Source organism: Hymenobacter terrigena (assembly GCF_054776515.1).
On the sequence record NZ_BAAHBU010000003.1, the window covers coordinates 741903 to 766665 of the forward strand.

16 protein-coding genes are annotated in these 24763 nt (G+C 60.2%); 8 read left to right on the forward strand and 8 right to left on the reverse strand.

Going from position 1 to position 24763, the window contains the following annotated elements:
* Positions 1-359: 359 nt before the first annotated feature.
* The 4 genes from ACYU7Q_RS16235 to ACYU7Q_RS16250 all read left to right on the forward strand — a co-directional run bounded on the left by ACYU7Q_RS16235 (position 360) and on the right by ACYU7Q_RS16250 (position 8998).
* Positions 360-3287: a T9SS type B sorting domain-containing protein gene (locus ACYU7Q_RS16235; RefSeq protein WP_460610490.1), complete on the forward strand. Its 2928-nt coding sequence runs from the start codon at positions 360-362 to the stop codon at positions 3285-3287.
* Positions 3288-3534: 247 nt separating this feature from the next.
* Positions 3535-6492 carry a T9SS type B sorting domain-containing protein gene (locus ACYU7Q_RS16240; RefSeq protein WP_460610491.1) on the forward strand — a complete coding sequence of 986 codons (2958 nt, stop codon included), beginning with the start codon at positions 3535-3537 and terminating at the stop codon, positions 6490-6492.
* A gap of 194 nt (positions 6493-6686) precedes the next feature.
* Complete coding sequence (gene fabD / locus ACYU7Q_RS16245; protein ID WP_460610492.1) at positions 6687-7577, forward strand: ACP S-malonyltransferase; 891 nt, start codon at positions 6687-6689, stop codon at positions 7575-7577.
* Positions 7578-7657: 80 nt separating this feature from the next.
* Positions 7658-8998, forward strand: a complete 1341-nt coding sequence (locus tag ACYU7Q_RS16250; protein WP_460610493.1) for a hypothetical protein — start codon at positions 7658-7660, stop codon at positions 8996-8998.
* Here ACYU7Q_RS16250 and folK read toward each other — a convergent pair.
* Both folK and ACYU7Q_RS16260 read right to left on the reverse strand, forming a co-directional pair.
* A complete protein-coding gene (gene folK, locus ACYU7Q_RS16255) occupies positions 8945-9442 on the reverse strand; it encodes a 2-amino-4-hydroxy-6-hydroxymethyldihydropteridine diphosphokinase (protein ID WP_460610494.1) in 498 nt (165 codons plus the stop codon). The genes ACYU7Q_RS16250 and folK overlap by 54 nt on opposite strands.
* Positions 9439-10299 (reverse strand): alpha/beta hydrolase family protein, encoded by an 861-nt coding sequence (locus tag ACYU7Q_RS16260; protein WP_460610495.1) that lies wholly within the window; start codon positions 10297-10299, stop codon positions 9439-9441. Before ACYU7Q_RS16260 ends, folK begins: the two co-directional genes overlap by 4 nt.
* 125 nt (positions 10300-10424) lie before the next feature.
* On the opposite strand from ACYU7Q_RS16260, the gene ACYU7Q_RS16265 reads away from it, so the two are divergent.
* Positions 10425-11432 (forward strand): polyprenyl synthetase family protein, encoded by a 1008-nt coding sequence (locus tag ACYU7Q_RS16265; RefSeq protein ID WP_460610496.1) that lies wholly within the window; start codon positions 10425-10427, stop codon positions 11430-11432.
* A gap of 198 nt (positions 11433-11630) precedes the next feature.
* Here ACYU7Q_RS16265 and ACYU7Q_RS16270 read toward each other — a convergent pair whose 3' ends face one another.
* Positions 11631-11933: a hypothetical protein gene (locus ACYU7Q_RS16270; RefSeq protein WP_460610497.1), complete on the reverse strand. Its 303-nt coding sequence runs from the start codon at positions 11931-11933 to the stop codon at positions 11631-11633.
* Positions 11934-12074: 141 nt separating this feature from the next.
* Between ACYU7Q_RS16270 and ACYU7Q_RS16275 the strand changes: the two genes are divergently transcribed.
* A complete protein-coding gene (locus tag ACYU7Q_RS16275; RefSeq protein ID WP_460610498.1) occupies positions 12075-13490 on the forward strand; it encodes a cytochrome P450 family protein in 1416 nt (471 codons plus the stop codon).
* A 150-nt stretch (positions 13491-13640) separates the two neighbouring features.
* Here the strand turns inward: ACYU7Q_RS16275 and ACYU7Q_RS16280 are convergent, their stop codons facing one another.
* Together ACYU7Q_RS16280 and ACYU7Q_RS16285 are read right to left on the reverse strand one after the other, a co-directional pair.
* Positions 13641-14495, reverse strand: a complete 855-nt coding sequence (locus tag ACYU7Q_RS16280; protein ID WP_460610499.1) for a universal stress protein — start codon at positions 14493-14495, stop codon at positions 13641-13643.
* A gap of 240 nt (positions 14496-14735) precedes the next feature.
* The gene (locus ACYU7Q_RS16285) at positions 14736-16061 is read right to left on the reverse strand and encodes a peroxiredoxin family protein (protein ID WP_460610500.1); all 1326 of its coding nucleotides are present in this window, start codon (positions 16059-16061) and stop codon (positions 14736-14738) included.
* Between the two features lie 222 nt (positions 16062-16283).
* Here ACYU7Q_RS16285 and ACYU7Q_RS16290 point away from each other — a divergent pair, with 222 nt between their 5' ends.
* Positions 16284-18575, forward strand: coding sequence for an aconitate hydratase (locus ACYU7Q_RS16290; protein WP_460610501.1), 2292 nt, complete (start codon positions 16284-16286; stop codon positions 18573-18575).
* Between the two features lie 108 nt (positions 18576-18683).
* On the forward strand, positions 18684-20786 hold the full coding sequence (locus ACYU7Q_RS16295) for an AAA family ATPase (protein ID WP_460610502.1): 2103 nt from the start codon (positions 18684-18686) through the stop codon (positions 20784-20786).
* Positions 20787-21002: 216 nt separating this feature from the next.
* On the opposite strand, the gene ACYU7Q_RS16300 is transcribed toward ACYU7Q_RS16295, so the two are convergent.
* The 3 genes from ACYU7Q_RS16300 to ACYU7Q_RS16310 form a co-directional block, all read right to left on the reverse strand.
* The gene (locus tag ACYU7Q_RS16300; protein ID WP_460610503.1) at positions 21003-21761 is read right to left on the reverse strand and encodes an EcsC family protein; all 759 of its coding nucleotides are present in this window, start codon (positions 21759-21761) and stop codon (positions 21003-21005) included.
* 58 nt (positions 21762-21819) lie between these two features.
* Positions 21820-22242 carry a hypothetical protein gene (locus tag ACYU7Q_RS16305; RefSeq protein WP_460610504.1) on the reverse strand — a complete coding sequence of 141 codons (423 nt, stop codon included), beginning with the start codon at positions 22240-22242 and terminating at the stop codon, positions 21820-21822.
* Positions 22243-22310: 68 nt separating this feature from the next.
* Entirely contained in the window at positions 22311-24752 is a 2442-nt protein-coding gene (locus tag ACYU7Q_RS16310; protein WP_460610505.1) for a T9SS type A sorting domain-containing protein, read from the reverse strand.
* Positions 24753-24763 lie beyond the last annotated feature (11 nt).

A 24763-nucleotide genomic window follows, 5' to 3' on the forward strand; every position in this document is an offset into this window, starting at 1 on the left:
TATCTTTCGGCCGATGCTGCTGGTTAATGTTTTTGTTATCCAACTCATAAAGTTGCCAAACTAGGGAAGTGAAGAGGTGTGTTTAGGTCGCCCAAAGGTAGCCCCCACCCGCTAACCGGGCAACGGGCGGGCCCGATTCTTGCAAGTGCAACCCTCCCAAAAAAACATTGCGGCGCGTGGTGAATCTATCCGCGACTGGCATCGTTAAACACGCAAGGGCGTGTGGCTTAGCAAGCAGCGGAGTTTGCCAGGGCCGGATTCAAAAGCCGGCTCCTTCGCGTAGCGCCCGTGCCTGCATCACGGTTTTCCTTTCTTGTAATTGCGTTGGTATGGTACAGTTTACTCTTCCGCGGGCTGGAATGCTGGCGCGGGCTGCACTGCTATTGGTAGTGCTATTGGCGGGGTTGGGCCTGCGGCCCGAGGTGGCACGGGCCACGCACATCCGGGCGGGCGACATTCAGGCCAAAGTGGACACCACGGCCAACCCCAACCCGCGGCGCATCTTTTTCAAGATGATTCTGTACCTCGACATCAGCCGGGGGCCAAGCTCGGTCGACCAGCCCAACGCGGTTATCTTTTTTGGCGATGGCACGTCGAGCTGCAACCCGGGCATTGCCCGGCCGGGCGGTCGGCTGCCCATTCCCGGCAACTCCGATACGGCGCTCAGCATCTACTATTTTGAGCATACGTACCCGGCCACGGGCAGCTACACGGTCAGCTTTGTGGGCGAAAACCGCAACGGGGGCGTCATCAACATGAGCAACCCGCTCGACCAGTCGTTCTACATCAGCACCAGCATCACCATCGACCCGGCGCTGGGGCTGAACCATTCGCCGGTGCTTACGGCGCCGGCCATCGACAAAGCCGCCACGGGGCAGGTGTATCTGCACAACCCGGCGGCGTACGATGCGGACCACGACTCGCTGGCCTTCCACCTACGCACCAGCCAGAAGGAGCCCCGACTGGCATCCAACATTGTGGGGCCGCCCTGCCCCGGGGCTACCGGCGACAATACGCCCCGGCCCATAACGGTGCCCGACTTTAAGTATCCCAACGACCCAGCTATTATAAGCAGCCAGACGGTGCCATACGGCGGCATACCATCGGACCCGGGAGGGAATCCGTCCATCTTTGTGCAGGATGTGCATACCGGCCAGATTACCTGGAATGCTCCTGGAGCTGTGGGTTTCTACAACGTGGCGATGGTGGTGGAGGAATGGCGCCGCACGCCGCTCGGCCGCCGGCTTATCGGGGAGGTGATTCGGGACATGCAGATAATTGTGACGGCGACCAATAACCAGCGGCCCACCCTGACCATTCCGCCCGACATTTGCGTGGTGGCCGGGCAAACCGTGACCGGCAGCGTAACCGCCGTGGACGGCGTGACCGCCGGTAGCGCCCAAACCCCGATTACACTGTTTGCCTACGGCGGAATTTTTCCGCCCGCTAGCTTCCGGCAAACCACGACCGGCCCGCCGCAGGCCGCGGGCACTTTCCAGTGGCAGACGAATTGCAGCAACGTTGCCAAACTGCCGTATCAGGTAGTGTTCAAAGCGCAGGACAGCCCGGCGGCCCCAACGCCGATACTGATTGACGAAAAGACCTGGCGCATTACGGTGGTGGGGCCGCCGCCCCAAAACCTGCGCGCTACGGCCACCGCCGCCCCGGGCGGCTACAACGGCATGGTGCTGAATTGGGACGCCTACACCTGCGCCAACGCGGCCCACATTTACATCTACCGTAAGGTGAATCCATCCACGTTCACGCCGGGGCCCTGCGATACCGGCATTCCAGCTTCGGCGGGCTACGTGCGCATTGGCACGGTAGGACCCGGTGTAACCACGTTCACTGACTTGAATGTGGACCCTGGCACCGGCACTACCATCGGCTTGTCGCGGGGCCAGAACTATTGCTACCGGATTTATGCCGACTTCCCGCTGCCGGCCGGTGGCGAAAGCATCGCCTCGAACGAAGCCTGCGCCCAGATAACGGGCCGGGGCGCCATGCTGACCAATGTGGACGTGGCCACCACCAGCGCCACCACGGGCCAGATTGCTGTGCGCTGGACCCAACCCCGCCCGATTGGTGGGGGCACGTTCACCGGCACCCCATCGTATGTGCTGTCGCGGGCCGAGGGGTTGAATCCGGCGGCCACTGCCTTTGTGCCGGTGGCCCACGGCCCGTTCACGGCCCTGACCGACACCAGCTACGTGGACCTGGGCCTTGATACCCAGAACAAGCAGTACACCTACAAACTGGAGTTTGTGCGCACCTTCGCCCCGGGCCAGGGCACTACGCTCACCGAGGCGTCGCCCACGGCCAGTAGCGTCCGCCTCACGGCGCTGCCCAACAACCCGCCCACTTCCATTACCCTGAACTGGACGTACCAGGTGCCGTGGAATAATTCGGGCAAGCCGGTTACTATCTACCGCCGCACCGGGGCTACGGGTGCGCTGGTGCAGGTTGCCACCGCCCCAACGGGTGCCACCAGCGGCACGTTTACCGACCGTGACCCCACCCTTGTGAAGGGCCAGAACTATTGCTACTACGTGCAGACGGAGGGCAGCTACGCCGGCTTCGACTTCCTGAGCTCGCTGCTGAACCGCAGCCAGGTGCAGTGCCTGACCCTCAACTCGCCGCCTTGCAAACCGGTGCTTACGCTGCTGCCTACCAACTGCGACAGCCTGGCCAACCTGCCCGAATTTCCGGGCTTGCGCGAGCGTTACACCAACCGCCTGCGCTGGACGGTGGGCACCACACCCGCCGGCTGCGATGCCAACATCATCAACTACCGCGTGTATTACCGGCCCACGCCCACGGGAGCTTTCACCCTGCTGGGCACTACTTCGGCCACCAGCTTCGTGCATTCGGACCTGTCCTTCTCGGGTGGGTGCTATGCCTTGCAGGCCGTGACTGCCAGCGGCGCGGTGAGCGACACCAGCAACGTGGCCTGCCAGGATAATTGCCTGTTCTTTAAGTTGCCCAATATCTTTACGCCCAACGGGGACGGCCAGAACTCGGTGTTCCGGCCCAAGAACAATAGCCCGGTGCGGCGCATCCACTTCCAGGCCTTCAACCGCTGGGGCACCAAGGTCTTCGAGAATACGACCACGGCCGATGACCCCGTGCTCATCAATTGGGACGGCGGCGGGCCCACGGGCGAATCGGGCAACGGCACCAGCGCCAAAGTGAGCGATGGCGTGTATTTCTACCTGGCCGAGGTAGAGTTTGCCGACTTTGCTAACACCAAGCGCACTTATAAGGGCTGGGTCGAAATAATCCGTTAGGCCCGCTATTTTTCGGCTTAATTTAATCGGTAGCCTCGTAAAACCGCCCTGCTCGGAGCGGTTTTTGCGGGGCTACCCGATTTAAATAGGTGCCTGGGCCTGGTAGGCTGCCAGTTGCTTGCGGGCGCAGGTGGCGTAACTTTTCCTTCTCCCATTACTTCTCGTATAGCTTCGCGCTGCCAGTCCCGCCTTTGAGGCCCGAATCAGCGTAAGGCCAGCGAATTTTCTTTCTTCCGTTCGACATTATATGATAAAATTTCTTCTACTCCGGGGTGGGGCAGGTGCGCGGCTGATGCTGCTACTGCTAGTGATGATGGCAGGGCTGAGCCTGCGTCCGAATACGGCCCGGGCGTCGCACCTGCGCGCCGGCGATATTCAGGCTAAGGTGGACACCACGGCCAGCCCCAACCCGCGCCGTATCTTCTTTAAGATGGTGCTGTATACGGACAATAGCTCGATTGTAGACCAGAAGGATGCTACCATCTTCTTTGGTGATGGCACCTCCAGCTGCATCGACGGCGTGCCCCGCTTCGTGAAGCGGGCCATCCCGGGCAACACCGATACCAGCGTTAATATTTATTACTTCGAGCATATTTACCCGGCCACGGGCGGCTACAACGTAGAGTTTATTGGCGAAAACCGCAACGATGGGGTGATAAATATGACCGACTCTAAAAACCAGTCGTTCTACATCCGGACTTTTGTGTACATCGACCCGGCGCTAGGGCTGAACCATTCGCCCATTTTCACGGCTCCGGCCATCGACAAAGCGGCCACCGGCCAAGTCTTTTTGCACAACCCCGGGGCGTATGATGCCGACCATGATTCGCTGGCTTTTCACCTACGGGCCAGCCAGCAGGTACCCGCTGGCATTCACGGGACGGCGGGCGGTTTCCCCTGTACCGGCCAGGGAGCCGGTACGGGTAATAATATGCCCGCTCCCCAGCCCGTGCCCAACTTTCGCTTTCCCAACGACCAAGCCATTACTGCCGGCAACCCCCGGGCCGTGCAGGTGGCCTACGGTGGTGTGCCAGCCGGCGTGGTCAATGACGACGCCATTTTTGTGCAGGACGTGAACACCGGCCAGATTACCTGGAACGCGCCCGTGGCGGTGGGTTTCTACAACGTCGCGTTTGAAGTGGAAGAATGGCGGCGCACACCCATCGGCCGCCGACTTATCGGCAAAGTGATACGGGACATGCAGATAATCGTGACGGCCTCGGTCAATATTCGTCCCACCATCACCATTCCGCAGGACATCTGCGTGGTGGCTGGGCAGCGGATAACGGGTGCCGTGACAGCCGTAGACGCGGCTACGCCCAGCAGCCCGCAATCGCCCATCACGCTGTTTGCCTACAGCGGCATTATTCCGCCAGCTACTTTCCGCCAAACCACGAGTGGCCCACCGCAGGCCACCGGCACGTTTAGCTGGCAAACTACTTGCAGCAACGTGGCCAAGGTGCCGTATCTGGTAGTGTTTAAGGCCCAGGACAACCCGGCCGTGCCCTCCACCACCAACCCGGCGCTGATTGACGAGAAAACCTGGCGCATCACCGTAATAGGGCCGGCTCCGCAGAACCTGCTTGCCACGCCTGCCGTGGCCGCGGGCGGCCTCAACAGCATGGTACTGAACTGGGACGCCTACACCTGTGCCAACGCCGCGAATATCTACATCTACCGCAAGGTGAACCCTGGGACCGCACCGGGCGCGTGCGAAACGGGCATTCCGGCCTCGTCGGGCTACGTCCGCATCGGCACGGTGGGGCCCAATGTGACCACGTTTACGGACCTGAACACGGACCCGGTGACGAAAACCAACCGCGGCCTGGACCGGGGCCAGAACTACTGCTACCGCATTTACGCTGACTTCCCGCTGCCCGCCGGCGGCGAGAGCCTAGCCTCGAATGAAGCCTGTGCCCAGGTGGCCGGGCGCGGGGCCATGCTGACCAACGTGGACGTGGCCACTACCAGCGCCACCACCGGCCAGATAAACGTGCGCTGGACCCAGCCCCGCCCGGTGAGCGGCACCTTCACCAGCGCGGTACGCTGTAATCTGACGCGCGCCGAAGGACTGACCCCGACCGCTTCTGACTTTGTGCCCGTAGCCCACGGCCCATTCACGGCCCTGGCTGACACGAGCTACGTCGACTCCGGCCTCGACACGCAGAACAAGCAGTACACCTACAAGCTGGAGTTTGTACAGGCCCTGGCTACGCCCGTCAGCGAGTTTTCGCCCACCGCCAGCAGCGTGCGCGTGAGCGCGCTGCCCGCCAACGTGGCCGCCTCGGCCATCACAGTGAACTGGACGTTTAATGTGCCCTGGGACAATGCTACCCAGCCCACCACCATCTACCGCCGCACCGGCAATGCCGGGCCGTACGTGCGCATCGGCACGGCTACTTCCACCGCCGCCGGGGGCACCTACACCGACCGCGACCCTGCGTTGGTGAAAGGACAGGACTACTGCTACTACGTGGAAACGAACGGGCGCTACGCCGGCTTCCGCTTCCTGAGCTCGCTGCTGAACCGCAGCCAGGAGCGCTGCCTCACGCTCATCTCGCCGCCCTGCACGCCGGTCCTCAAGCTGCTGACCACCAACTGCGACAGCCTGGCTAATTTGAATGAATTCCCGCGCCAGAACGAAAAATACAGCAACCGCCTGCGCTGGACGGTGGGCAACACCCCGGCCGGTTGCGACGCGGCCCCGGTGAGCTACAAGGTGTTCTACCGGCCTACGCCTACCGGGCGCTTCACGCTGCTGGGCACCACTACCACCACCAGCTACGTGCACGGCAACCTGAATTTTTCGGGTGGGTGCTACGCCATCCAGGCGGTGGCCAGCAGCGGAGCGGTGAGCGACACGAGCAACGTGGCCTGCCAGGACAACTGCGTGTTCTTCAAGCTGCCCAACATCTTTACGCCTAACGGCGATGGTTCCAACGACCAGTTCCGGCCCAAGAACAGCAGCCCGGTACGGCGCGTCCACTTCCAGGCCTTCAACCGCTGGGGTGTTAAAGTCTTCGAAAACACGACCACCGCCGACGACCCCATTCTCATCAACTGGGACGGCGGCGGCCCCACGGGCGAAACCAATTCGAAAGTGAAAACCGTGGACGGCGTGTATTTCTACCTGGCCGAGGTGGAGTTTGCCGACTTCGCCAACACCAAGCGCACCTATAAAGGCTGGGTCGAAATCGTCCGTTAATCACGGATTTAGCCGAAATATTCGGCTTGCATAAACTGCGAATTGAGCGGAGCTGACCCAAGGGGCGGCTCCGCTTTTTTTTGGGCAATGCGGCTTTTTGTGCAGCTTGCGCCCGCTTTGCCGCCGCTGAGGCAGCCGGCGGGCTCTCATTTGCCAATTCCCACCACCCGAAAACCGCTAATCCGCGACTTCCGATGAATCCGACTCAATCCGTGCTATTTCCCGGCCAGGGCAGCCAATTCCCCGGCATGGCCCGCGAGCTATTCGACCAGAACCTTGATGCCCGTGGCCTGCTCACCCACGCCAACGACATCCTGGGCTTCAGCCTCACCGACATCATGTTCAGCGGTTCGGAGGAGGACCTGCGCCGCACCGACGTCACCCAGCCCGCCATTTTTGTGCATTCGGTGGCGCAGTTTGTGGCGCGGCCCGATTTCCAGCCGGCCAGCACGGCGGGGCATTCGCTGGGCGAATTCTCGGCCCTGGTAGCCGCCGGCGTGTTGAAATTTGAAGACGCGCTGCCGCTGGTTGCCCGCCGCGCCCAAGCCATGCAGGCCGCCTGCGAAGAGCAGCCCGGCACCATGGCCGCCATCCTCGGCCTCGACGACGCCACGGTGGAGCGCATCTGCCAGGAAATTACCGATGGTGGTAACGTAGCAGTGGCCGCCAATTACAACTGCCCCGGCCAGCTTGTCATTTCCGGTTCGACCGAAGGCGTGGCCCAGGCCTGTGAAGCCCTGAAAGCTGCCGGTGCCAAGCGCGCCCTGCCGCTGCCCGTGGGCGGCGCCTTCCATTCGCCCCTGATGCAGAGCGCCGCCGCCGCCCTGGCCGAGGCCATCGAAAAAACCACTTTCAGCCCCGCCCGTTGCCCCGTATACCAGAACGTGGACGCCCTGCCCCACACCGACCCGGCCGAAATTAAGGCCAACCTGCTGGCCCAGCTCACCGCCCCCGTGCGCTGGACGCAGCTGGTGCAGCGCATGGCCGCCGACGGCGCGACCGACTTCGTGGAGTGCGGCCCCGGCAAGGTGCTGCAAGGCCTGGTGAAGAAAATTGTGCCCACCGCCACGGTAGGCAGCTTCTAGCCGTAGCACGGGCTTTTAGCCCGCGTATTGAACGGACCGGGCGTGCTGAAAGTCCGCACCACATCCTCTTGCCGCGCCTGATGGCCCAAGCTGCCTCCTCTGATTCTGCCGCAGCCCGGCGCTACTGGTGGCCCTTTCCGGGGCTGCTGGTGGCGGCCGGGCTGTTGCAATTAGCCCTGTTTGCCTACGCCACCGCGCCCGGCCTGGCTGGCACCGGTGACTCGCGCTACTACCTCCACGCTGCCCACACCCTGCGCGAAACCGGCCACCTGCTCAACCCCGACGGCACGCCGTACCGCTACTGGCCGCCACTATTCCCGCTGCTGTTGAGCGCCTGCAACTCGCTGGCCGGCGTGCGGCTTTTGCATAGCGCGTGCCTGCTGGGCAGCCTGTTGCTGTGGAGCTGGCTGGGCCGGCAACTGCTGCCGGCCCGCCGGGCACTGGCAGTGCCCATCATGCTGGCCCTGAGCACCCCGTGGCTGCTGGTGAGCAAATTTGTGTGGGCCGAAAGCGTTTTTCTGCTGCTATTTGCGGCTTATGCAGTGGCGCTGTGGCAATGGCTGCGCACGGCCCAATGGCAGTGGTGGGGCCTGCTCACCGCTGTTGGAGTTTTGCTGCCTTTGCAACGTACGCTTGGCCTTTTCCTGCTGGCCGGGGTAGGAGCGGGGCTACTGCCTGGAGGGTGGCGCGGGCTTTCAACGCGTGGCCGGGGTATTCTTTTCCTACACTTCCTGATAGGCGGCACTAGCGGCATTCTGTGGCAATGGTACGCGCTGCTGGTGGCCGGGCCCAGCCGCTACCACCCCAGCCGGGGCTGGACCCAGCTTCTCAGTTCGGCGGCTGATTACGGCTTCGTGCTGGGGCGCTGGCTGCTGCCTTTTCCGGTTTCTAGTCGAACCCTACTGCCTGCATTTGGATGGACTACTGCGCTATTAATACTGGGTTGGCTGCTGTGGCCGCGCCGCAGCGCTACGGCTAAGCCAGTTGCTTATGTCGCTGGAGCTAGTTCAGAAGCCGTTCCAATAACCACTTCGTCACATCGCCCAATAACGCGTTCCAGCTCACAAATCGAACCGAATTCCCACATCCAACTGATGCTAACCGCTCTTTGGAGCGCCAGCGTGGCCCTGGTAATTCTAGTGGCAGGCCTGACGGTATTTGCCCAGAGTGCCGCCGGTATTCACGATGCCGAGCGGTACGCCAGCGTGCTGTTTGCGCCCGTGGTGGTGCTGGTGCTGGCGGGGTGGCTGGCCCGGGCCCCGCGCTGGCTGGGAATGGGGCTGATGGTCGTCTGGCTACTAGGCGCGGCAGTGCGGGTAAGCCACGTAGCGCAGGAGTTGCGCCGGGTGCCGCCGCTACCGGCTGGCTCATTCGCCGGGCCAGGGCCGCACGGGCAAGGGGTCGGGGCAGCGGGCGAGTAGTGCGGCTACTGTTTCGCCTGATTGCGGGTGAACTAAAGAACCGGCGATTTCGGCCAGCGGCACCAGTGCGAAGCGTCGCTCCGCCAGGCGCGGGTGGGGCACGCTCAACGTGGCCGTTGCGATGGCCTCCTTTCCAAAAAGCAGCACGTCAACATCCAGCGTGCGGCTTCCCCAATGCTCGTGCCGCTCACGGCCGGCAAGCTGCTCAGCTGCTAAGCAAGCCGCCAGCAATTCTTCGGGCGATAAAACCGTGCGGACAGCCAGCGCCTGATTGAGAAAGGCCGGCTGGTCTTCGCGGCCCCAGGCGGCGGTTTCATAAATACCGGATTCGGCTACGATTGCGCCCGCAGTTGCAGCTAGCCTGGCCCGAGCCTGAGCCAGCAGCGCGGCGCGGTCACCCAGGTTTGAGCCCAGCAGCAGATAAGCTAATGCGGGTTCGCTCATTTCTGCCGCTTGAAAAAGGCCGCCGTGGCCTCCGCCACGTGCCGGGCGGGCGCGGGCAATTCCGTTTCAGGCCAGGGATGCGCGCCGCCAAACATGTGCGTGGCATCCGGCACCAGCAGCAACTCGGCATTGGGCTTAAGCTGCTGTAGCTTGTGGGCCGCCGCTACGTCCACCGTTTCGTCCTGGTCGCCGTGGATGATGAGCAGCGGCTGCCTGAGCTTGCGGCGCACGTTGTGCGGAATGTCGAGGCGCGGGCGGTTGGCGTGGTAGTCCTCCACAATCTGGTAGTGCATGGGCAGCTCCACGCCGGTGCGCGTGTTGGGCACGTGCAGCACGCCCGTGCGCTGCCACTCATCGAACACTGACTGCGGCCACTGCGGGTGCACTTCGGCGATGGCGGCCCACGTCGCCACGGCCCGCACGCGCGGGTCTTCGGCGGCTTTCAGCAGCGCCAGGCCACCGCCCCGGCTGTGGCCCGCCAGGAAAAACCGCTGCAAATCCATTTCGGCGGCCGGCACCGGCGTGGCCCCGGGCGTAAAAAGCGCATCCATTAGCTGCCCGATATCATCGAGCTCAATGCTGAAATTATTGCGGCCGAAGGCGTCCAAATCCTCCAAATCACCGGTGCCGCCCACCACGATGCCGTTGTGCGACAGGTTCAGCTTCACGAACACAAAGCCCTGCTCTGCGAAGTAATCGGCCAGCAGCGGAAAGTGGCCCCAGTCCTTAAACCCCTTGAAGCCGTGCACGAACAGCAGCACGGGCTTGGGATGGCCGGTGGCGTGGTAGGTGGCATCGGCCTCAAAAGGCCGGCCGTGGGCTGCGCCCGTGAGCAGGAAGGAGGCATGAGTGAGCATATGGCGAAGGTAGGAGAGAAGCGCAGCCAAATGGCCGCCGCCGCGGTTATAATTCGTAGCTGCCCCAAAAGGTTGGCCTCGCGCTGGTGGCCTCTCCGCCGTTCTGCCGTATCATTGTCGCCGCAATGCCCCAATACTCCCCTTTGTCCCTCGACCAGATTCAGGCCCCCATCGCGGCCGAAATGGAAGAGTTTGAGCACAAATTCCGCCAGTCGATGCGCACCAAAGCGCTGCTGCTCGACAAGATAATGGGCTACATCGTGAAGCGCAAGGGCAAGCAGGTTCGGCCCATGTTCGTGTTTCTCACGGCCCGCGCCACCCGCCCCGAGCCCGCCACCGGCGACCCGCTGCCCGATGCCAGCTTCCGCGGGGCCGCCCTCATCGAGCTGCTGCACACCGCCACCCTCGTGCACGACGACGTGGTGGACGAGAGCAACTACCGGCGTGGCTTTTTCTCGATTAATGCGCTCTGGAAAAATAAAATTGCGGTTTTGGTCGGTGATTATCTGCTCTCGCGCGGCCTGCTGCTGGCCCTCGAAAACGATGATTTCGACCTGCTGAAAATCGTGAGCAACGCCGTGCGCGAGCTGAGCGAAGGCGAATTATTGCAAATCGAAAAAGCCCGCAAACTAGACATCACCGAAGACGTTTATTTTGACATTATCCGGCAAAAAACCGCTTCGCTAATTGCTTCCTGCACGGCGGTGGGCGCGGCTTCCGTCGGGGCCGATAAAGAAGTGATTGAGCGCGCCCGCTTATTCGGCGAAAAAGTGGGTATTGCCTTCCAGATTAAGGACGACTTATTCGATTACGGCACTGCCGAAATCGGCAAACCCGTGGGCATCGACATCAAGGAAAAAAAGATGACGCTGCCGCTCATTTATGCCCTGCAAAAGGCTTCCTGGCTGGAAAAACGTAAGGTTATTTTCAACGTAAAAAACAACGACGGCCACCGCGACCGGGTGCAGCAGGTCATTGAATTCGTGAAAAAATCGGGCGGCCTAGACTACGCCGTGCAAACCATGAAACGCTACCGCGACGAAGCCCTCGCCATTCTGCACACCTTCCCGGAATCGCCCAGCCGCACGTCGTTGGAAGGGTTGATTAATTACACGATTGAGCGGGAGAAATAAGACCACGGATTCGCTCGGATTTTTCGAATTTCACGGATTTTGTGGTCGACTACGGGCTTCAATCAGGGGTTTTTCCTGCATAAAAAAAGCCTCCCATACGGGAGGCTTTTTTTTATGTTTTTGGTCCAAAAAACGGAAAAGAAATTTGACTGAAAAATTCGTGAAATCCGAAAAATCCGAGCGAATCCGTGGTCCTGATTACTGTGACACCTGATAGCTCACACTGCCGGGCTTCACTTCGCTTACTTTGAAGGTCACGCCGTCGAAGGAGCTGTCGACCTCTAGGGTGTGAATCATGTCGCAGCCGGGGCACTTTATTTCCTCGATTTCGTGGTTATCAGCATGGGCGGGCGAGTCGGCCTGGTCGTTGGGGGCGGGCACGCCGATGAGGTCGGTGAAGACTTCGGTGTGGCACTTGTTGCACTCAAACTTGAGGCCGACGGTGCGGCCTTGCAGGTCGGCGAGCGGAGCGGGGGCGTTGGGTTGTTGCTGAATCCACATAAGGAGCGGGAAATTTGGAGAAAGAAAGTGGGGTGTCGGGCCGGAGCCTTGGGGGCTGTACGCGGCTGCTTTGAAAAAAGATGAGCTGCCCGCCGCGCCGGTTTATTTTTGGGGCCCCGCATCCAATTGCGGCCCGGTGTTATGAATGAGCTGACCGCATCTGAAAAAGCCCCGGAAAATGCGTTTCGGCTGCCCCGGCTGCCGCGCTGGCGCTCCTTGCTGCGCTCGTTTGCGTTGGCGAAAGACCCGCTGCCGGTGCTGAACGACACGCTGGCGCGCTATGGCGACACGGTGGAGCTGTTCATCGGCGGCGTGGAGAAAAGCATCCTCACCCGCGACCCCGGGCTGATTCAGCACGTGTTGCAGAAAAACAACCGGAACTACGCCAAGTCGAAGTTTACGCAGGGCTTTTCGCGCTACATCGGCCACGGCCTGCTCACCAACGACGGCCCCGACTGGCTGCGGCAGCGCCGGCTCATTCAGCCGGGTTTCCATCGACAGCGGGTGGCGGGCCTCACCGGCCTGATGCAGGAAATCACGGCCGAAACGCTGGCCCCGCTGCTGGCGCAGGCCACGGGCACAGGCGGCGCTACCACCGTGGCCGTCCACGAATTGATGACGCGCCTCACCTTCCGCATTATTGCCCGCTCGGTGTTCAGTACCAACTTTCCGGAGGCCGAGCTGGACCGGCTGGCGGGGCTGATTACCGAGATTCAGGCGTTTTTCGTGCGCTCCATCCGGCAGCCTTACCTCAAGCCGTGGTTCCGGCTGCGCGGGCGGTTTGCGTATCACGATGCGCTGGCGGCCGAACTGCGCGCCTTGCTGGGCGGCCTCATTACCCAGCGCCAGCAGGCCAACGCGCGCCCCAACGCCATCCCGCCCGATGACCTGCTGCAAATGCTGCTCGACGTGCGCTACGAGGACACCGGCGAGCCCATGCCGCCCGACCGCCTCATCGACGAATCCCTCATCCTGCTCGTGGCGGGCCACGAAACCAGTGCCAACGCCCTCACTTGGCTCACCTACCTGCTGGCCCACCATCCGGCCGAGGCCGGGGTGATTCAGCAGGAAATGGCCGCCGTGCTGGCCGGCCGCACGCCTACGTTTGAGGACCTGCCGCGCCTGGGCACCGCCCTGAATGCCGTGCAGGAGGCCATGCGCCACTACCCGCCCGCCTGGATGGTGGACCGTGTGGCCCTGGCCGACGACGAATACCGCGGCCTGCGCATCCCCCAGGGTACGCTGTTTTCGCTCTATTTCCACGGCCTCCACCACGACCCCAAGTACTGGACCGCGCCCGAGGAATTCTGGCCCGGCCGCTTTGCGCCCGATGCGGCGCGGCCGGTGCAAGCCAATGCCTACGTGCCCTTCGGCGGCGGGCCGCGCCTGTGCATCGGCATGCAGTTTGCCCTCACCGAAATGCAGCTCGTGACGCTGGAGCTGCTGCGGCAGTTCGATATTGAATGGGTGGCCGGCCAGCCACCCGTGACCGTGCAGCCGCTCATCACCCTCCGGCCGAAGCATGATTTTCAGGTCCGGCTGCGGCTGCGGGGGTAGGTGGGGGCTTGGTTTTTAGAACGTCATGCAGAGCGTAGCGAAGCATCTTTACCGGGATAGTAAATCTGATTACTGCTGCGGTAAAGATGCTTCGCTACGCTCTGCATGACGTTCTGATAGTGACGTCAGAAACAGCCAAACAGCCGGTTCCTACGCCGCCAGGTGGTACGTGAGCACCGGCGGGAAGGCGTGGGTGGCCACGGTTTCGGCGATGCTGGTGCGCAGGAAGCGGCTCAGACCCGAGCGGGCGTGGGTGGGAATGACCACCATATCAGCCCCCACGTTCTGGGCGTATTCTTCGATGCCGACGCTGGTGCGCTCGGCATCCACCTCGGCCGTCTGGCAGTTGAGCAGGTGGTGCTGCTGGGCGAAGGCCTGCATTTGCTGCTGGGCCACGTGGCCGCTGCCGCCCGCCGCTACGTGCAGCAGGTGCAGCGTGGCATTGGGAAAATCGGCCTGCACCTGGCGCAGGCCCTCCAGGGCACTGGCGGCATCGGTCGAAAAATCGGACGGAAAGACAATGTTTTGCACGTCGAAATCGGTGTGCGGGTGCTTCACGGTGAGTACCGGGCAGGGCGCCAGCCGGATGAGGCGCTCGGTGGTGGAGCTTACGAAAAAATGCTCCACGGCCCCGTGCCCGCGTGCGCCCAGCACCACCAGGTCGGGGTGGTCGCGGCTGATGGCGTGCAGGATTCCGTCGCCGATGCGGGCCACTTCCACTTCATCCTGCACCGGTACTTCGGGGGCGATTAGGGCGGCTTCATCGCGCAGGATGTGCATGCGGCGTTTGGTAGCTTCCAGCAACTTAATGGTGTAAATCCGGTCGACGCTATGGCCGCCTGCCGGAGTGCCCATCGTGCTGAAACCGCCTGCCACGCCATTGGCCTCTTCTAACACGTGCAGCAGCATGAGGCGGCCACCCGTGCGCTTCGCCAACTGCAAGGCGACCTCAAAAGCGTTGTGGGCTTCGGGCGAAAAATCGGTGCAAACCAGGATGTTCTTCATGGCCGGAATAAGTGAGGTGAGGGGAAATGGCCGCCTCCCCGAGCCGTCGTGCAGGACGACGGTCGGAAGAATAATGCCATATCACAATATACTATGCAATGCCGCCTTATTGTCCTCGGCATCGCATAAAAAATGGGGCTTGTCCTTCCGGCGAAGGAGGTATCTGGTGATTGTATCCAGATACCTCCTTCGCCGGAAGGACAAGCCCCTTCAGGCCGGCTCTAATGCTGCGGCCCCGGCTTATTCTTTCAGCAGCTTATCCACGGTCTTATTGAAGCCGTCGATTTCCTCCTGGTAATACTTGCCCGTGCCCGGCCCCGAGAAGCCGGTATGAATCTTCCGCACATTGCCCTTTTTATCGAGAAAAATGGTGGTCGGGAAGGCCAGAAACTTCGCCAGCTGCGGCAGCGACTTTGCCACCGAATCCTTGTCGGCCACGCCCGCAAAGGCCACGTCGTAGCCCATGTGAAACCGCTCGCGCATGTTGCGCAGCTTGGCGGCCGATACCGCGTAGTCGGGCTTGCGCTCGTAGCCCAGGCCGATGATTTCTACGCCGCGCGCCTTGTTCTTCTCGTACCACGGGGCCAGGAAATTGGTCTCGTCCATGCAGTTGGGGCACCACGAGCCCAGGATTTGCAGCACCACCACCTTGCCCCGGTACTTGGGGTCGGTGGGGGAGATGCTGCTGCCCTCAATCACGTTCGGAAACTTGAAATTCAGCCGGCTTTCGCCCTTTTTGAGGTAAGTGAGGGTATCGGCGTCGGGCAGCTTGGCCTTGGGGTCGGGCACGGCCGTCCAGGTTTCGTGGCCCGATTTACCGGAATAGAAGTCGCCAAACAGTGTGTTGGGGGCGTACTCTTTGGTGATGTCCACCGGCTCCTTCGGCCCGTTCTGGGCCGTGAACAGGAAGGCGTGGCTGCCATCGAAGGTGCTTACCGCCATTTTCTGCCCGCTCACTGTGCCGCTGAGGTAGCGGTAGTCGCCGGTGGTGGTGAGGAAGGTGCCCGTCAGGTGGTTGCCCTGCTGGGTGAACACGCCCGTGGCCGGGTAGCTCTCGTTGCCTTCGCCAAAATTGGCCCGCCAGGTACCGCCAAAGTTGCCCGGCTTTTCCGCCGATTTGGCGGCCGGAAACAACTCCTGCGCGCCTGCTGTGGCCGTCATTGGCACGCGGTAAGGCGATTTTGAGTCGTACTTCACCCAGGTGCCTTTCAGCTTATCCGGGCCATCGGCCCGCACCACCAGCGCGGCATCGAAAGCGTGCATTCGAATAGTAGTGGAGTCGCCGGCCGATTTAATGTCCTCGCAGCGCAGCCGCTCCTCGCCGTTCAGGCCTTTGTTAATCAGGTAAACCACCGGCTGGCCGGCTTCGGTTTTCACCTCAAACAAAAACGGAATTTCCTGGCCCTGCGTGGCCAGCACGCCGCGCCACGGGCCGGGCGTGAGCACTGGGGCCGCCGAAGAGCCGCCAGTGGCCGCCGTTTCGGAAGTAGAGGAGTTGGAAGAGCAGCCAGCGAGGCCCAAGCCCAGCGCGGCCGTAGCCATTAGGCAGAGAAGATTGTTATTCATAAGTAAACGCAAAAATGCGAACAGAAGCCCCACAACCACCAGACCGCCCGATAGGTTGCCGCCCACCCGGCCGCGCTTTGGGGCCGGCCTGGCCCAACTTCATCAAAACGACGGGTGCCGCCCCTACGTTTACACTTAAAAATGGCATCCGCGTGCCAAATTAGGCATAACCTACAGCAGGTGCTACATTTGCGCAATCACTCTATATATAACACGCATCCTATGGCTTTCGACCTGGAAATGATTCGCTCGGTGTACGCCGGCATGGGTTCCCGCATCGAGGCGGCCCGCGCCGCCGTGGCACGCCCGCTTACGCTCACCGAGAAAATTCTCTACGCTCACCTCTACGGTGGCGATGTTAAGCAGGCCTACGAGCGCGGCGTTTCCTACGTCGATTTCGCCCCCGACCGCGTGGCCATGCAGGATGCTACCGCCCAAATGGCGCTGCTCCAGTTCATGCAGGCCGGCAAGGCCACGGCCGCCGTGCCCTCCACGGTGCACTGCGACCACCTCATTCAGGCCAAGGACGGCGCCACGGCCGACCTGGCCGAAGCCAACACCGAAAACAAGGAGGTTTACGACTTCCTGGCCTCGGTTTCCAATAAATACGGCATCGGCTTCTGGAAGCCCGGTGCGGGCATCATCCACCAGGTAGTGCTCGAAAACTACGCCTTCCCCGGCGGCATGATGATTGGCACCGACTCGCACACCCCCAACGCGGGTGGTTTGGGCATGATTGCCATCGGTGTAGGCGGTGCCGACGCGGTAGACGTAATGGCCGGCATGGCCTGGGAACTGAAATTCCCGAAAGTCATCGGCGTGAAGCTGACCGGCAAGATGAACGGCTGGACTTCGGCCAAAGACGTGATTCTGAAAGTAGCCGGTATCCTGACCGTGAAAGGCGGCACCGGGGCCATCATCGAGTACTTCGGCGATGGCGCCGAGGCGCTGAGCGCCACCGGCAAAGGCACCATCTGCAACATGGGCGCTGAAATCGGCGCTACCACGTCGGTATTCTCCTACGACGAGAAAATGGGCGACTACCTGCGCGGCACCGGCCGCGCCGAAATCGCGGAAGCCGCCGCCGCCGTGCGCCAGCACCTGCGCGCCGACGACGAGGTGTACACCCAGCCCGAAAAATACTACGACCAGCTCATCGAAATCGACCTCAGCACGCTGGAGCCCTACGTGAACGGCCCGTTCACGCCGGACGCCGCCTGGCCCATTTCGGAGTTTGCCGCTGCCGTGAAGGAGCACGGCTGGCCCGAGAAGTTGGAAGTGGGCCTCATCGGCTCGTGCACCAACTCCAGCTACGAAGACATCACCCGCGCCGCCAGCATTGCCAAGCAGGCTGTTGACAAGGGCCTGACCGTGAATGCTGAGTTCACCATCACGCCCGGCTCGGAGCTGGTGCGCTACACGGTGGCCCGCGACGGCCTCCTCGACACGTTTGCCGACATGGGCGGCGTGGTGCTCGCCAATGCCTGCGGTCCGTGCATCGGCCAGTGGGCTCGCCACACCGACGACCCCAAGCGCAAGAACTCCATCATCACGAGCTTCAACCGCAACTTCGCCAAGCGCAACGACGGCAACCCGAACACCCACGCTTTCGTGGCTTCGCCCGAAATCGTGACGGCCTTCGCCATCGCCGGCGATTTGACCTTCAACCCCCTCATCGACACGCTGCCCGGTAAAAACGGCCCCGTGAAGCTCGACGAACCCCAGGGCGTGGAAATGCCCCCCCGAGGCTTCGCCGTGGAAGATGCCGGTTTCCAGGCGCCCGCCGCCGATGGCAGCAAGGTACAGGTACTGGTGAGCCCGACTTCGGACCGCCTCGAACTCCTGGAGCCTTTCAAACCTTGGGAAGGCACCGATTTGCTGGGCCTGCGTGTGCTCATCAAAGCCCAGGGCAAGTGCACCACCGACCACATTTCGATGGCCGGCCCGTGGTTGAAATACCGCGGCCACTTGGACAACATCTCGAACAACATGCTCATCGGAGCCACCAACGCCTTCAACGGCGAGGCTAACTCGGTGCGCAACTTCGCGGTGCAGGGCGATGGCTACACCACCGTGCCGCAGTCGGCCCGCGCCTACAAGAGCGCCGGCATCGGCACCGTGGTGATTGGTGACGAGAACTACGGCGAAGGCAGCTCGCGCGAGCATGCCGCCATGGAGCCCCGCCACCTCGGCGTGCGCGCCGTGATTGTGAAGAGCTTCGCCCGCATCCACGAAACCAACCTGAAGAAGCAGGGCATGCTCGGTCTCACCTTTGCCAACAAGGCCGACTACGACCTGATTGAGGAAAGCGACATCATCGACATCCTCGGCCTGACGGATTTCCAGGAAGGCAAGCCCCTGCAGGCTCGCCTGCACCACGCCGACGGCGACACCGACCTCATCACCCTCAACCACACCTACAACGAAGGCCAGATTGAGTGGTTCAAGGCTGGTTCGGCCCTGAACCTGATTCGGATGAAAGAAGCCAGCGGAGCCCAGCTCTCGCAGAAATAAGCGAGTAGCAATAGCTGCTTAAGTAGCAACGGCCGCCTCAGGAAACTGGGGCGGCCGTATTGGTAATAAGTAGCCTATATTGCAAAGCATTCAAAAATAAAAATTCATATGAAAATATTGTCTATTCGTATCGAAAATTTTCGAGCTATTAATCTGCTTGAAATGAATAATTTGTCAAACGCAATTGTGATATCAGGGCCTAATGGTTGTGGTAAGTCTAGTATATTCGATGCTATACGTCTCTTAAAATCGGCGTATGGGCAATATAATCAAGGGGAATATTTTCTCTGGTTCACTGAATTTGGAATTGACATAAATAAAATGCAGCAAGATGTGCAAAAAGTGTTTTATGACGTAACAAAAAATATAGTAATAAAAGCGGAGTTTGAATTGAATACTGAAGAGAAGAAATATATTGAAAATAATTCAAAAAATGTTTATGACAAATTATATCTCCAGGCCAAAAGTAATAATATGCCTGGCCCTCCGGTTGCACAACATTTGGTGCCTGCTGCCCAGGCAAGAATTTTAAAAGATATGATGGAAGACTCATTAGGAATTACCAAAGAAGTCGAGCAAGAATTGAAACAAAGTTCACATATCGCAGAAATTCGGCTTAATGTCAATGGTGAAGTTACTGTAACCCCATCTCCTGTTATGCAATTCGTTTTTTCGATGTATGAACCGGAAATCATGGGAATAATAGATTATCATAGTGCTAACCGAGTTTATGCCAGAGAACAGGTTGATACACTCCAATTGCAGGGAAATGTTAATGTCGCAAATAAGAGCCAGCATGCTCTTTACAATATTCAGAATAAATATAATGGTGTAAAGGCTGAAATGGCTAGGTCTTATATATCCCAGCTCATCGCTAAAAATGCATATGAAAACGAAGGTCAGGTTTTTGAAAATGGAAATAGTTTAGAACAATCATTGGTTGAGCTTTTTGCAATCTTTTTTCCAGGGAAAAAATTTCTAGGAATCCGTTCTTCCCTAAATGGAGGACTGACGTTTCCAATACAACTTGAAAATGGGCGTGAGCACGATATAAACGATTTGAGTTCAGGCGAAAAAGAGATTTTACTTGGTTATTTACGAATTCGAAATGGCGCTCCACGTAATTCTATTATTTTGCTGGATGAACCTGAAATGCACCTAAATCCTAGAGTGGTTAACGGATTGCCTAGATTTTACCAAAAGCATCTAGGTGCAGCTCTAAACAATCAAATTCTTCTTATTACACATTCTGATGCACTGCTGAGAGGAGCAGTGGAGGAGCCAGGGTATAATGTGTATCACATGCATCCAGCCTATAATAAATCAGGTCAGGAGTATAATCAACTAGAGCGAGTTAATGCTTTAGGTGACATAGAGCGAGCGATTCTTGACTTGGTTGGGGATTTAGCCTCATACAGCCCTCGTTCAAAGGTGATAATTTTAGAAGGAGAAGAATCAGAAATCGACACAAATATTATTCGTAATTTATTCCCGGAATTTGTTGAACGAGTGAATCTTATATCTGCAGGGAACAAGCGTCGTGTGGGGACTATGCATGAACTTTTGGATAAAGCATCTGGTGAAGGTAAGTTGAGGGCGCGCTTCTACTCGATTGTAGACCGTGACTTTGACGGTCCTGAAGTGCCGGACCCAGAACGTCGTTTCAAATGGGATGTATACCATATTGAGAACTACTTGCTTAATCCCTTTTTCATAAAGCGGGCAATGCAAAAACTACAGCTCGGAGGAAGTGACCTCAGCGAAGATGAAATCTTTGCCTCTCTCAAAGGTTGTGCTGCTCAAACCATAAAATCTTTACTCCATATTAAAATGGAGAAGTACGTTAATTCCAAGCTCGTGCAATGCGTGTCTACAAAATTCGACCCCAAAAATTCTTTGTCTGAGGGGTTCAGAAATGCAGCTGAACGCTCGATGGGAAGTATTGGGAAAGTGCTTGATTCAGTTCTGCAAATAGAATCTCTTGTTGAGTTGGAAGCCAGACTTGAAAATGAGTTGAATAATGCTTTAAATGAGGATAGGTGGATAAATGAGTTCAGGGGGCGTGATATATTGAAGTGTTTTGCAGGTAAATATCACAAGGAATTGAATGTCGGATATGAAACATTGAGGAATTTAATTATAAATCTGATGCGTGATTCTGAATTTCGCCCCGAAGGGATGACACGTGTTATTGATGCCATAGGGACATGATGTTTTAACGAACGCGAGGTTATATAGTGTGAATTGTAGCCGTACTTCTAGTCCTCGGGGCGAGCCCATTTTTGAGTTGGGCCACCAAACCCTGATGCTCACGGCGCAGGAGAGCCCGTATGTGCCGCCGGGCCTGCTCCACCGTATTGCCAACCCTGAGCCGGACTACCCTGTAATTTCTATTCGTCTCCGACCCCCGGGCGTACGGTGCCCAGATTAATTTGGCCGGGTAGTTAGGGTGGTTTCACCTGTATTTGCCGCCGCGAAATACCGCATCCGGTAGCAGTTCATGGCCGTGTGGCCCAGCTGTTCGATGAGTTTGTAGTTGGCCACGGCGCCCACGGCCGCGCCCACGAAGGGCAGGAGCTGGGCCATTTTGGCGAGGTCGATGTAGTCGCGGTACTCCTGCTGGAAGGTGCGCCAGTCGAATTCCTCCGGGTTCAGGGGCAGGGTGAGGCGGTAGGCGTCCCAGTCGGCAAGGCGGTGGTAAGTCGCGTTGCGGGTGTGCTGGCTGCTGAAGGCCAGCTGAAATACATAGAGCAGGTAGAGGCGCTCGGTGTAGTCGTGCACGTCGTAGCCGTAGGCGGCGGCCACGTCGAACAGCAGCTTGAGCTTGAGGCCGAGCAGCAGCGGAAAATCGGCGAGGCCGAGCAGGAAGCCGCCCGCGCCGGTCATGGCCCCTTCGGCGGTGGCCATGGTGCGGTAGTTGCGAATTTGAGCACGCACGGCGGTTTCGCGCTGCGCAAAAGAGACATCGGCCAGCACCTTGCCGGTGGTGTGCTGCGAGCCGAAGAGTACGCCGCGCACCATTTGGCGGATGGCGGCTGTGATGGCCTGGTGCACCTTTTCGGGCAGAAAGGCATTGAGGCGCACCTGCACGCGCCGGGCAAAGTTGTTGAGGAACGAAGGCGCCCGCTGCATTTTGAGCTGCCAGGCGCGGAGCTCGATGCGGGCTTGTTGTTCGTCAGAAGTCATGCAGAACAGAGAAAGTCGGTGGCGTGAGCTGGATAGTTCGCGCTACTGCGCTGTTGCATTACAGCGTAGCCACTTGGTTGGCGCGGGTTTCGCGGGGCTTCTGCACGAGGTAATAGTACAGCAAAATGCCCAGCCCAATAAGAAACGGCACCAGCGCCAGGTGCTTGCCCGTGACGTGCGGAGCCACCTGCACGGTATCGAACCCGAAAAACTCGCTGGTCATCCAGTAGGAGTTGGCCGTAATCCAGAACACAATGGCCAGGTTGTGGGCCAGCTCCGAGGCGTAAGCGCGGGTGCGCCAGGCAATGACCACGGCAATGCCCAGCGTGGGCAGCACCATGAGCAGGCCCAGCGGCCGCCATACCATGCACCAGGCAATGTCCTTCAGCAGCCAAAACAGGATGTGCGTATTTTCCATCTTCCGATAGGCGGCCGGGATGGCGTACACTTCGTCAGAAACCTGGGGTGCGGGGGCAGGCATGGGCTTGAACTGGTAAAAGGCCAAAAATATGCCTGGTTTTCTTTTGACGCAGCGATTCAAAAAGCGGCCTAGCGCGTCACCGCTACCCGCTGCCGGACCGGGCCTTGGCTGGTAGTGGTTTGCAGCAGATAAACGCCAGACGCTACGTCAGAAAGAGAAATGGTAGCCTCCGACTGGCGGGCGGGCAGCGTGAAGCGGCGCACCGTGCGGCCTTGCATATCAAGCAGCAGCACCGGCTGGGCGGTGGCCGCAACGGCCGTAGCCGGGATGCGTAGCGTGGCTTGCTGCTGGGCGGGGTTAGGGAATATCTCCAACTCCGGCGCGGCTGCGAAGGCCGGTTGGTTGGCCAGCAGCGTGTTGCCGAGGCGGGCCAGGCCGGTGCGCGACTGGCCATTGACCGTGGTAAAATCGCCGTAGAGCAGGATTTTGCCATCGGCGGGTTGTAGCAGGTACCCCAGCAGGCCGGTGTGGTAATAGGGCGGCTCGGGAATGGGGACGGCCGCAAACGAAGCATCGAGGGAGCCATCGGCGTTAAGGCGACGCAACTGATTGGTGGGGCGGTGGGCGTTTTGGGTGCCCAGAATGCGGCCGTCGGGCTGCACCACTAGGCGGTCCAGCGAAAGGGCGGGCACAAAGGTGGCATCGGGCGCGCCGGTGGGCAGCAAGCGCAGCAGCCCCGGCGCGGCCTGCCCATTAAAGCTCGTGAAGGAACCCGTCACCAGCAGCCGCCCATCGGGTTGCGTCACCGTAGCAAAAGTGCCCGCCGCCCCGGCCGCCGTGCCAATGCTAAAGGCCGGGTCGGGGGCCCCTGTGGCCGTGAGCCGCAACAAGTGGCTCTGGGTATCGGTCCAGCCAATCAGGGCCTGATTGTTGGGTAGGGAAGCCGCTGTTGGGGCAGGCAGCGTGTTGAAAGTGGTGCCCCACGGCTGGGCGGGCGCGAATCCGGCATCGAGGTTGCCATCGGGCAGCAGGCGCGCTACTCCCGTGCGGGCGGTGCCGTTTACCCGGGCAAAATTGCCCAGCAGGAACAGCCCCCCGGCAGAGGTGGAATTCAGTACCAGATTCACCAAGTCGGGGCTATTGCTCACGGTAGTCGGGGCGAAGCTGGCATCCGTGGTGCCATCGACCAGCAGCCGGGTCAGGGTGGCCACGGTGCCCGTGGGGGCCGGGGCCAGCCGGTACAACTGGCCGTTGGGGAGCAGGAGCACGGTGCCGATGCCGGTATTGGTGCCGGGCACGGGGCCGCTGTACGTGCCGTTGGCATTGATTAAGTGGGGCGTACCGTAGCCGCTGGCCGCCGCCGTGCCGTTGAAGCTGCTGAACGAGCCCTGCACCAGCAACTGGCCGTTGGGCAGCGCGCCTACGGCCGAAATGCTGCCTTTGTATCCGTACACGGGGTTGTAGGTCAGGTCCAGGGCGGCCGTGCTGGTCAGGCGCGCCAGCCCGGTGCGGGGCGTGCCGCTGTAGTCCGTGAAGCCGCCGCCCACCAAGTATTGCCCGTTGGCAATCGGGAGGAAATCGTACGTGTAGCTGGTGGTGATGCCCGCGCCCGAAACGAAGCTGGCATCGAGCACGCCCGTGCTGCTCAGCCGCGCCACCCCGCCCACCACCGCGCCGTTGTAGCGCCGGAAGTTACCGGCCAGCAGAATGCTGCCGTTGGCCTGCGGGCGCAGATGGAGCACTAGGGGATAATCTGTGGGGCTTTGGAATGTGTTATCGAGCGTGCCATTCAAATTAAGACGGAGCAGGTTATCGAGGGGCGCACCGTTAAAGGTGTGAAAACCGCCGCCCACCAGCAACTTGCCATCGGCCTGCTGGGCCAGCGCGCGCACCCCGTCGTTTACCTGCCCAATGCCGCTGCCAATGGCAAAGCCGGTATCGATGCTGCCATTGGCATTGAGGCGCACCAAGTTGCTTACCGCCGTGCCATTCAGCGCGTCAAAGCGGCCGCCCACGAGAATTTTTCCGTCGGCTTGCACCACAATGGCTTCTACCGCCGGTTCGGCATTGGTGCGGGTCAGGCCGCTGCCCAGGTTGAAGCCGGTGTCGAGGCTGCCATCCGTATTCAGGCGCAAGAGGCTCCCCACCACCTGCCCGTTGTAGTACGACAGAATGCTGACGGGCCACGTCCCGACCAGGATTTTCCCGTCGGCCTGCACCGCTAGGCTGCGAATATTTCCATTGAAGGACGCATTGGGCTGTGTAGACAGGCCCAGACCGCCCGCGTTGAAGGCCGCGTCCACGCTGCCGTCCGCGTTCAGGCGCACGATGCCCGAGGCCGGTACGCCGCTGTAGTAAGTCATGCTTTGCACGCCGGCTACTATTTTGCCATCGGCCTGCAGCGCCAGCGCCTGCACCGTGCCAATGTCGGGGCCGGTTCCTGTTTGAGCCAGAAAAGCGGCGTCGGGACTGCCGTCGGCATTTAATCGGCGGAGCTTGCTGGTCAGCACCCCGTTCAGGAAATCATCGCTGCCGCCCACCACTACTTTGCCATCAGGCTGTAGTAGCATGGCCCGGACTG

Excerpts from the sequence above, each read along its gene's own strand:
- ACYU7Q_RS16250 (WP_460610493.1), top strand. The coding sequence starts at position 7,658 with ATGGCCCAAGCTGCCTCCTCTGATTCTGCCGCAGCCCGGCGCTACTGG.
- ACYU7Q_RS16310 (WP_460610505.1), bottom strand. The coding sequence starts at position 24,752 with ATGCTACTACAGCCTGATGGCAAAGTAGTGGTGGGCGGCAGCGATGAT.
- ACYU7Q_RS16295 (WP_460610502.1), top strand. The coding sequence starts at position 18,684 with ATGAAAATATTGTCTATTCGTATCGAAAATTTTCGAGCTATTAATCTG.
- ACYU7Q_RS16265 (WP_460610496.1), top strand. The coding sequence starts at position 10,425 with ATGCCCCAATACTCCCCTTTGTCCCTCGACCAGATTCAGGCCCCCATC.
- ACYU7Q_RS16235 (WP_460610490.1), top strand. The coding sequence starts at position 360 with ATGCTGGCGCGGGCTGCACTGCTATTGGTAGTGCTATTGGCGGGGTTG.
- folK (WP_460610494.1), bottom strand. The coding sequence starts at position 9,442 with ATGAGCGAACCCGCATTAGCTTATCTGCTGCTGGGCTCAAACCTGGGT.
- ACYU7Q_RS16280 (WP_460610499.1), bottom strand. The coding sequence starts at position 14,495 with ATGAAGAACATCCTGGTTTGCACCGATTTTTCGCCCGAAGCCCACAAC.
- ACYU7Q_RS16240 (WP_460610491.1), top strand. The coding sequence starts at position 3,535 with ATGATAAAATTTCTTCTACTCCGGGGTGGGGCAGGTGCGCGGCTGATG.
- ACYU7Q_RS16270 (WP_460610497.1), bottom strand. The coding sequence starts at position 11,933 with ATGTGGATTCAGCAACAACCCAACGCCCCCGCTCCGCTCGCCGACCTG.
- fabD (WP_460610492.1), top strand. The coding sequence starts at position 6,687 with ATGAATCCGACTCAATCCGTGCTATTTCCCGGCCAGGGCAGCCAATTC.
- ACYU7Q_RS16305 (WP_460610504.1), bottom strand. The coding sequence starts at position 22,242 with ATGCCTGCCCCCGCACCCCAGGTTTCTGACGAAGTGTACGCCATCCCG.
- ACYU7Q_RS16290 (WP_460610501.1), top strand. The coding sequence starts at position 16,284 with ATGGCTTTCGACCTGGAAATGATTCGCTCGGTGTACGCCGGCATGGGT.
- ACYU7Q_RS16275 (WP_460610498.1), top strand. The coding sequence starts at position 12,075 with ATGAATGAGCTGACCGCATCTGAAAAAGCCCCGGAAAATGCGTTTCGG.
- ACYU7Q_RS16300 (WP_460610503.1), bottom strand. The coding sequence starts at position 21,761 with ATGACTTCTGACGAACAACAAGCCCGCATCGAGCTCCGCGCCTGGCAG.
- ACYU7Q_RS16285 (WP_460610500.1), bottom strand. The coding sequence starts at position 16,061 with ATGAATAACAATCTTCTCTGCCTAATGGCTACGGCCGCGCTGGGCTTG.
- ACYU7Q_RS16260 (WP_460610495.1), bottom strand. The coding sequence starts at position 10,299 with ATGCTCACTCATGCCTCCTTCCTGCTCACGGGCGCAGCCCACGGCCGG.